5 protein-coding genes are annotated in these 7017 nt (G+C 64.0%); 3 read left to right on the forward strand and 2 right to left on the reverse strand.

What is annotated here, in order from left to right; all coding sequences use genetic code 11:
- The first annotated feature begins 72 nt into the window (after positions 1 to 72).
- A complete protein-coding gene (locus tag LB556_RS25075) occupies positions 73 to 1446 on the forward strand; it encodes an amidase (protein ID WP_224570282.1) in 1374 nt (457 codons plus the stop codon).
- Here the strand turns inward: LB556_RS25075 and LB556_RS25080 are convergent.
- Positions 1440 to 2513, reverse strand: coding sequence for an NAD(P)/FAD-dependent oxidoreductase (locus LB556_RS25080; protein WP_224570283.1), 1074 nt, complete (start codon positions 2511 to 2513; stop codon positions 1440 to 1442). The genes LB556_RS25075 and LB556_RS25080 overlap by 7 nt on opposite strands.
- A 141-nt stretch (positions 2514 to 2654) precedes the next feature.
- On the opposite strand from LB556_RS25080, the gene LB556_RS25085 reads away from it, so the two are divergent.
- Positions 2655 to 4247 carry a peptide chain release factor 3 gene (locus tag LB556_RS25085; protein ID WP_224570284.1) on the forward strand — a complete coding sequence of 531 codons (1593 nt, stop codon included), beginning with the start codon at positions 2655 to 2657 and terminating at the stop codon, positions 4245 to 4247.
- Positions 4248 to 4337: 90 nt separating this feature from the next.
- Here LB556_RS25085 and LB556_RS25090 read toward each other — a convergent pair whose 3' ends face one another.
- Positions 4338 to 4808 (reverse strand): VOC family protein, encoded by a 471-nt coding sequence (locus LB556_RS25090; protein ID WP_224570285.1) that lies wholly within the window; start codon positions 4806 to 4808, stop codon positions 4338 to 4340.
- A 263-nt stretch (positions 4809 to 5071) separates the two neighbouring features.
- Between LB556_RS25090 and ilvD the strand changes: the two genes are divergently transcribed.
- A complete protein-coding gene (gene ilvD / locus LB556_RS25095) occupies positions 5072 to 6916 on the forward strand; it encodes a dihydroxy-acid dehydratase (RefSeq protein ID WP_224570286.1) in 1845 nt (614 codons plus the stop codon).
- Positions 6917 to 7017 lie beyond the last annotated feature (101 nt).

Genomic DNA, 7017 nt, shown 5'->3' on the forward strand with positions numbered 1-7017 from the left:
TGAACTTGGCTCGAAATCGCGCCGCCGTTGACTATGTCCATCGATGCAGGCGCCAGATGCGGAGCATTCGTCATGGATATCGCCTTTTCCTCGATCTCGGACCAAGCCGCCGCCATCCGCGACTGCAAAATCTCCGCCGTGGAGGCACTCGAGGCGCACCTCGTGCAGATCGATAGCCACAACGAAGCGATCAACGCGGTCATTTCGCTCGACAGAGAAGGGGCCCGCAATCGCGCCAGACATGCCGACGCAGCACAAGTGCGCGGCGATATCCTCGGACCGCTGCATGGCGTGCCCTTCACCCTGAAGGACACGCATGAGACGTCCAGCATGAAGACTACGGTCGGTTTCCCGCCCTTCGCCAACTATGTGGCAAAGGAGGACAGCCCGGTCGTTACCAGGCTGAGGGCGGCCGGCGGCGTGCTGATGGCCAAGACAAATGTCGCCGCCATGCTGTCCGACTGGCAGTCGGACAATTCGTTGTTTGGCCGCACCAACAATCCCTGGGACCTTCAGCGCACCCCGGGCGGGTCCAGCGGCGGTGCCGCTGCGGCGGTCTGCACAGGCATGACACCGTTCGACGTCGGCACCGACATGCAGAACTCGATCCGGCTTCCGGCGGCTTTTTGTGGCGTCTATGGGCTCAAGCCGACGGAGCACCGCGTCTCACTGTCAGGCGCCTTTCCGGATCCAGGCGGCGCTGCGCGCGGCGTGCGGCTGATGTCCTGTCTCGGCCCACTGGCGCGCGGCGTCGAGGATCTGTCGTTGATCTATCGGATCATCGCCGGACCGGACGGACGCGATACCGATCTTGCGCCCGTCCCGGTCGAGGCCATGCCGAAGCTCGACCTCCAGACTTTGCGCATCGCTTTCGCGCCGGCCTTTCCCGGCCTCCCGGTGGCCGGCGACATCAGCGCCGCGATCAAAAGTCTCGCACGGCAACTGCAAGGCGCCGGCGCCATCGTCGAGGAGGCGAAACCGCCCAGGCTCGATCTGCATGAGGATCTCGCGCAGGGCGGTGCGTTGATCGGCATGATGATGGAGGCCGCGCAACCTCAGCCGCCGGAGGAACCGACATCGGTCTCGCGCTGGTTCGAGGCGCTGGCCCGCCGCGACAAATCCGTTCTCGCCTGGGACCGGTTCTTCGAGGATTGGGACGCGCTGCTTTGTCCGGTCGCCATGACCACGGCATTCCCGCATCGCGCACCGGGCACGCCGATCGAAGTCGACGGCAAGGATCAGAGCTACTGGATGCTGCCGGCCTACGGCGCCGTGTTCAACTACAGCGGCCACCCGGCGCTTTCGATGCCCTGCGGCCAGGACGGCGCCGGCCTGCCGATCGGCCTGCAGCTGGTCGGCAGACGCTGGTCGGAGGCGCGGCTGCTGGGCATCGCCGGGGCCATGGCGCCTATCACGGGCGGCTTCAGTCGTCCGCCGGGTTATTGAGCGAAGCGCGACAATCCATAAGGTTCGAGCAGCGGGTCGCGTTCGCCGCCAAGAATTTCGCGCGTGGCGAACAGGCCGACCGCCGGCGCCAGCGTGATGCCGGAATGCATGACCGCGACATAGACGCCATCCATGCCCTCGGCGCGGCCGATGATCGGAAAGCCGTCAATCGGGGTGGGCCGGTAGCCGACAGTGTGGAAATCCAGCTCCAGACCGTCGCTGTCGCGCAACATGGCTTTCGTGGCCGCGAACAGGTCCCGGGCGGTGGCTTCGGCATCCATTCCCGGATCGGCGCCGCCGAAATCCGAGCCGGCGATGATGCGGCCTTCCGCCGTCTGGCGCATGTGCAGCCGCTCTGCCAGCACCAGTCCGTTGAGCATCTTCTTGTAGGGTCGCGTATGGACGATCAGGCCGGGCGGCGTCTCGATCGGCAGCCTGATTCCCGCTGTCGCCGCAATGTCAGGTGAGCCGACGCCGGCCGCGATCACCACCTCGTCGGCGGCAATCAGCCCGTGCGATGTGTCCACGCCGGTGGTCCTGCCATCGCTTTGGACGAGTGCCGTGACCGTACTTGAAAGGATGCGCGAGCCGTGGCGCTCTGCGTCTGCCAACAGCGCTTTCGTGGTCGCCACCGGCTCGGCGACACCCTCTTCGGCGACATACAACGCGACATCCGGGAGCTCGGCGAGATTGGGCTCGATGCGGGCCGCGCCGGCACGGTCGACACGCTTGACGCCGTAGCCCCAGGCTGAATGCTCCGCGGCATAGATTTCCATCTCCGCCGCCGGCAGATCCCAGCACAAGCCTCCGCACCAACTGAGTGGCAAGCCGGGCAGGTCTCTTGCCAGCCGCGACCATTCGGCCATGGCACGGGTGCGCAGCCGGAAATAAGGTTCCGGATTGCCCCAGCTGGCATTTATCCAGGCAAAGGAATTCGGCGTCGCGATACCACCGGCTTCGCTGTCGGCGATGACCGTCACCCGCGCGCCGGCCCTGGTCAGATGCCAGGCGATGGACGCACCGATGATGCCGGCGCCGATGACGATTATATGCTTGGTTTCGCTCATGCTTGATCTCCGTCCAGTTGGCATCCCTGATGCCATTGCCGCAGCCGGAGCTCAAGTGCGTGCAGGCCCTGTCAGGCCAAAACCGTCGACAGGTCGGAAAAGCGCTGCTAGAAGCCCGCGCCACAGACAGGATTCCAGAAATTGGCAGAAGACATCGAACAGGCGGTATCGCGCCGCCGTACTTTCGCGATCATCGCCCACCCTGACGCCGGCAAGACGACGCTGACCGAAAAGCTGCTGCTGTTCGGCGGCGCCATTCAGCTTGCCGGCGAGGTCAAGGCCAAGAAGGACCGCATCCAGACGCGGTCCGACTGGATGAAGATCGAGCGCGAGCGCGGCATTTCGGTCGTCACCTCGGTGATGACCTTCGAATATGAGGACAACGTCTTCAACCTGCTCGATACGCCCGGCCACGAGGATTTCGCCGACGATACCTATCGCACGCTGTCGGCGGTCGACTCGGCGGTCATGGTCATCGACGCCGCAAAGGGCATCGAGCCGCGCACGCTGAAACTGTTCGAGGTCTGCCGGCTACGCGACATTCCGATCATCACCTTCGTCAACAAGATGGACCGTGAAAGCCGCGACCCGTTCGAAATCCTCGACGAAATCGAGCAGAAGCTGGCGCTGGACACCGCGCCCATCACCTGGCCGATCGGCCGTGGCAAGACCTTTTCGGGCACCTATCACCTGGCGCTGAACGCGGTGCGCAAGGGCGACGACGAGAAGGAGCGCACGCCGGTCAACGGTCCCGATTCCAACCGCGTTGCGGGCCTGCTGCCGGAGAATGAGCGCGAGGCTTTCATAGAGGAACTGGAACTGGCACGCGAAGCCTGCCGTCCGCTGGACATCGACGCTTTTCGCGAGGGCCATCTGACGCCGGTCTATTTCGGCTCGGCGCTGCGCAATTATGGCGTGCGCGACCTGATCGAGGCGCTTGGCGCCTTCGGCCCGCCGCCGCGCGCGCAGGACGCCGACACCCGCACCGTCGAGGCGACCGAGGACAAGATGACGTCCTTCGTCTTCAAGATCCAGGCGAACATGGACCCCAACCACCGCGACCGCATCGCCTTCGTGCGCGTCTGTTCCGGCAAGCTCGAGCGCGGCATGAAGGCCAAGCTGGTGCGTACGGGAAAGCCGATGAGCCTGTCGGCGCCGCAATTCTTCTTCGCCCGCACCCGCGTCACCGCCGACGAGGCCTTTGCCGGTGATGTCGTCGGCATTCCCAACCACGGCACGCTGCGCATCGGCGACACGCTGACCGAGGGCGAGGAAATCCTGTTTCGCGGCGTGCCGAATTTCGCTCCGGAAATCCTGCGCCGCGTGCGCCTCGGCGATGCAATGAAGGCCAAGAAGTTGAAGGAAGCGCTGCACCAGATGGCTGAGGAAGGCGTCGTGCAGCTGTTCTCGCCCGAGGACGGTTCGCCGGCCATCGTCGGCGTCGTTGGCGCCCTGCAGCTCGACGTGTTGAAGGAGCGGCTGAACTTCGAATACACGCTGCCTGTCGAATTCGAAATGTCGCGTTTTTCCGTCTGCCGCTGGATCTCGGCTGACGACAAGGCCGAGGTTCAGCGCTTCATAGAAGCGCATCGCGGCGACATCGCCCGCGACCTCGACAACGACCCGGTGTTCCTCGCCCAGCACGCCTTCTCGCTGAGCTACGAAGCCGAACGCTGGAAAGCGATCCGCTTCGCCACGATCAAGGACTATCAGGTCCGCGACAAGGCGGCCTGAGCCGCCCTTCGCAAGCTCAGAGCGTTCGAAGCTGGATTAGAAGCCAGGAAGCCAAGCAATTGGCTCTTCGCCCGCCACGCGGACCGCTCCTCACCCCTTCGCCGCCTCTTCGATCTTGGCGATGTCGATCTTGCCCATCTGCATCATGGCATTCATCACTCGGCCGGCCTTGGCTCGGTCGGGATCCTGGAGCAGGCGCGGCAGCTGCTCCGGCACGACCTGCCAGGAGACACCGAATCTGTCCTTCAGCCAGCTGCAGCGTCCAGGTTCGCCGCCGCCTTCGGTCAGCCTGGTCCAGAAATGATCCACCTCTTCCTGCGTCTTGCAGTCGATCGACAGCGACATGGCCTCGGTGAATTTGTATTGGGGGCCGCCGTTGAGCGCCTGGAACTGCACGCCATCGAGCTCGAACGAGGCCACCAGCACCTTGCCTTCCGAAGCGTGGCCTTGCGGCCAGCGTGTGACGCTCAGCACCTTGGAATTCTTGAAAATGGACACATAGTAGTTCATGGCCTCTTCGGCCTCACCGTCGAACCACAAGAAGGTGGTAATCTTTTGCATGATGCACTCCTCGGTTGCTCTGCTGTTGTAGTGAAACGGCTGACTCCGAGAATGGTGCCATTCCTGCCGTCTCTCCCAAGGACGCCTTTGCGGCACCTGATCCGACAGCCGCATGCATTTTTTCTGGGCCCTCGTTTTTCGTGGAAATCTGGCGCATTGCAAAAATGTGGCCAGACCATACTTGCGAGTCTATAACGCCTGCGATCCGAATTCAGCGCCGCCACGCTCCGCATCGAGCGCAGCCAGCCAACTAGGGAAAATTCATGCCCGCCTATCGCTCCCGCACCACCACACATGGCCGCAACATGGCCGGCGCCCGCGGCCTCTGGCGCGCCACCGGCATGAAGGACAGTGATTTCGGCAAGCCGATCATCGCGGTGGTCAATTCCTTCACCCAGTTCGTGCCCGGTCACGTCCACCTCAAGGACCTTGGCCAGCTGGTCGCACGCGAGATCGAGAAGGCCGGCGGCGTCGCCAAGGAATTCAACACCATTGCCGTCGATGACGGCATCGCCATGGGCCATGACGGCATGCTCTATTCGCTGCCGTCGCGCGAACTGATCGCGGACTCCGTCGAATACATGGTCAACGCGCATTGCGCCGACGCCATGGTCTGCATCTCCAATTGCGACAAGATCACCCCCGGCATGCTGATGGCGTCGCTCCGCCTCAACATCCCGACGGTCTTCGTCTCCGGCGGGCCGATGGAAGCCGGCAAAGTGGTGCTGGCCGGCAAGACGCAAGCGCTCGACCTGGTCGATGCCATGGTGGCCGCTGCAGACGACAAGATTTCCGACGAGGACGTCAAGGTCATCGAGCGCTCGGCCTGCCCGACCTGCGGCTCCTGCTCGGGCATGTTCACTGCCAATTCGATGAACTGTTTGACCGAGGCGCTGGGCCTGTCGCTGCCTGGCAACGGCTCGACGCTGGCGACGCATGCCGACCGCAAGCGGCTGTTCGTCGAGGCCGGCCATCTCGTCGTCGATCTCGCCCAGCGCTACTACGAACAGGATGACGAAAGCGCATTGCCGCGCAGCATCGCCTCCAAGGGCGCGTTCGAGAATGCCATGACGCTCGACATCGCCATGGGCGGCTCGACCAACACCGTGTTGCACATCCTGGCCGCCGCGCATGAGGGCGAGGTGGATTTCACCATGGAGGACATCGACCGGCTGTCGCGGAGGGTGCCCGTCCTGTGCAAAGTGGCGCCGGCCAAGTCCGACGTGCATATGGAAGACGTTCACCGCGCCGGCGGCATCATGGCTATCCTTGGCCAGCTCGACAATGCCGGCCTAATCAATCGTGACCTGCCGACGGTGCACACGGCGAGCCTCGGTGAAGCACTCGACCATTGGGACATCTCCCGAACCTCGAGCCAGAATGTGCGCGATTTCTTCCTCGCCGCCCCTGGCGGCGTGCCGACGCAGGTCGCCTTCAGCCAGGACCGTCGCTGGGGCGATCTCGACCTTGATCGCGAGAAGGGCGTCATCCGTTCGGCGGAGACGCCGTTCTCCAAGGACGGCGGCCTCGCGGTGCTGAAGGGCAATCTGGCGCTCGACGGCTGCATCGTGAAGACGGCAGGCGTCGACGAGTCGATCCTGAAATTCACCGGTCCGGCTCGCGTCTTCGAAAGCCAGGACGCTTCGGTCAAGGCGATCCTTGGCAATGAAATCAAGGCCGGCGACGTCGTCGTCATTCGCTATGAAGGCCCGCGTGGCGGCCCAGGCATGCAGGAAATGCTCTATCCGACAAGCTATTTGAAGTCGAAGGGTCTGGGCAAGGCGTGCGCGCTGGTCACGGATGGACGTTTCTCCGGCGGCACTTCGGGCCTGTCGATCGGCCATGCTTCGCCGGAAGCCGCGGAAGGCGGGCTGATCGGGCTGGTGCAGGAGGGCGATACGATCGAGATCGATATCCCGAACCGCACAATTCGTCTTGCCGTCGACGAGGCGGAACTCGCTGCCCGCCGCGCGGTCATGGAGGCCAGGGGCGCGGATGCCTGGAAGCCGCAGGAAAAGCGCAAGCGCAAGGTGACGACCGCGCTGCGCGCCTACGCCGCCTTCGCCACCAGCGCCGACAAGGGCGCGGTGCGGCACGTGCCGGAGTAGTAGCGCGGTTCTTCCTTCTCCCCCTGTGGGGCTGGTGCGCAATTAGCTGAGAGATTGCCGTGGGGAGCAGATCGCCACTTTTTGAGGAGAATGGGTTCTGG

The sequence above is a fragment of the Mesorhizobium sp. ES1-4 genome (genome assembly GCF_020164745.1).
GTDB lineage: Bacteria > Pseudomonadota > Alphaproteobacteria > Rhizobiales > Rhizobiaceae > Mesorhizobium.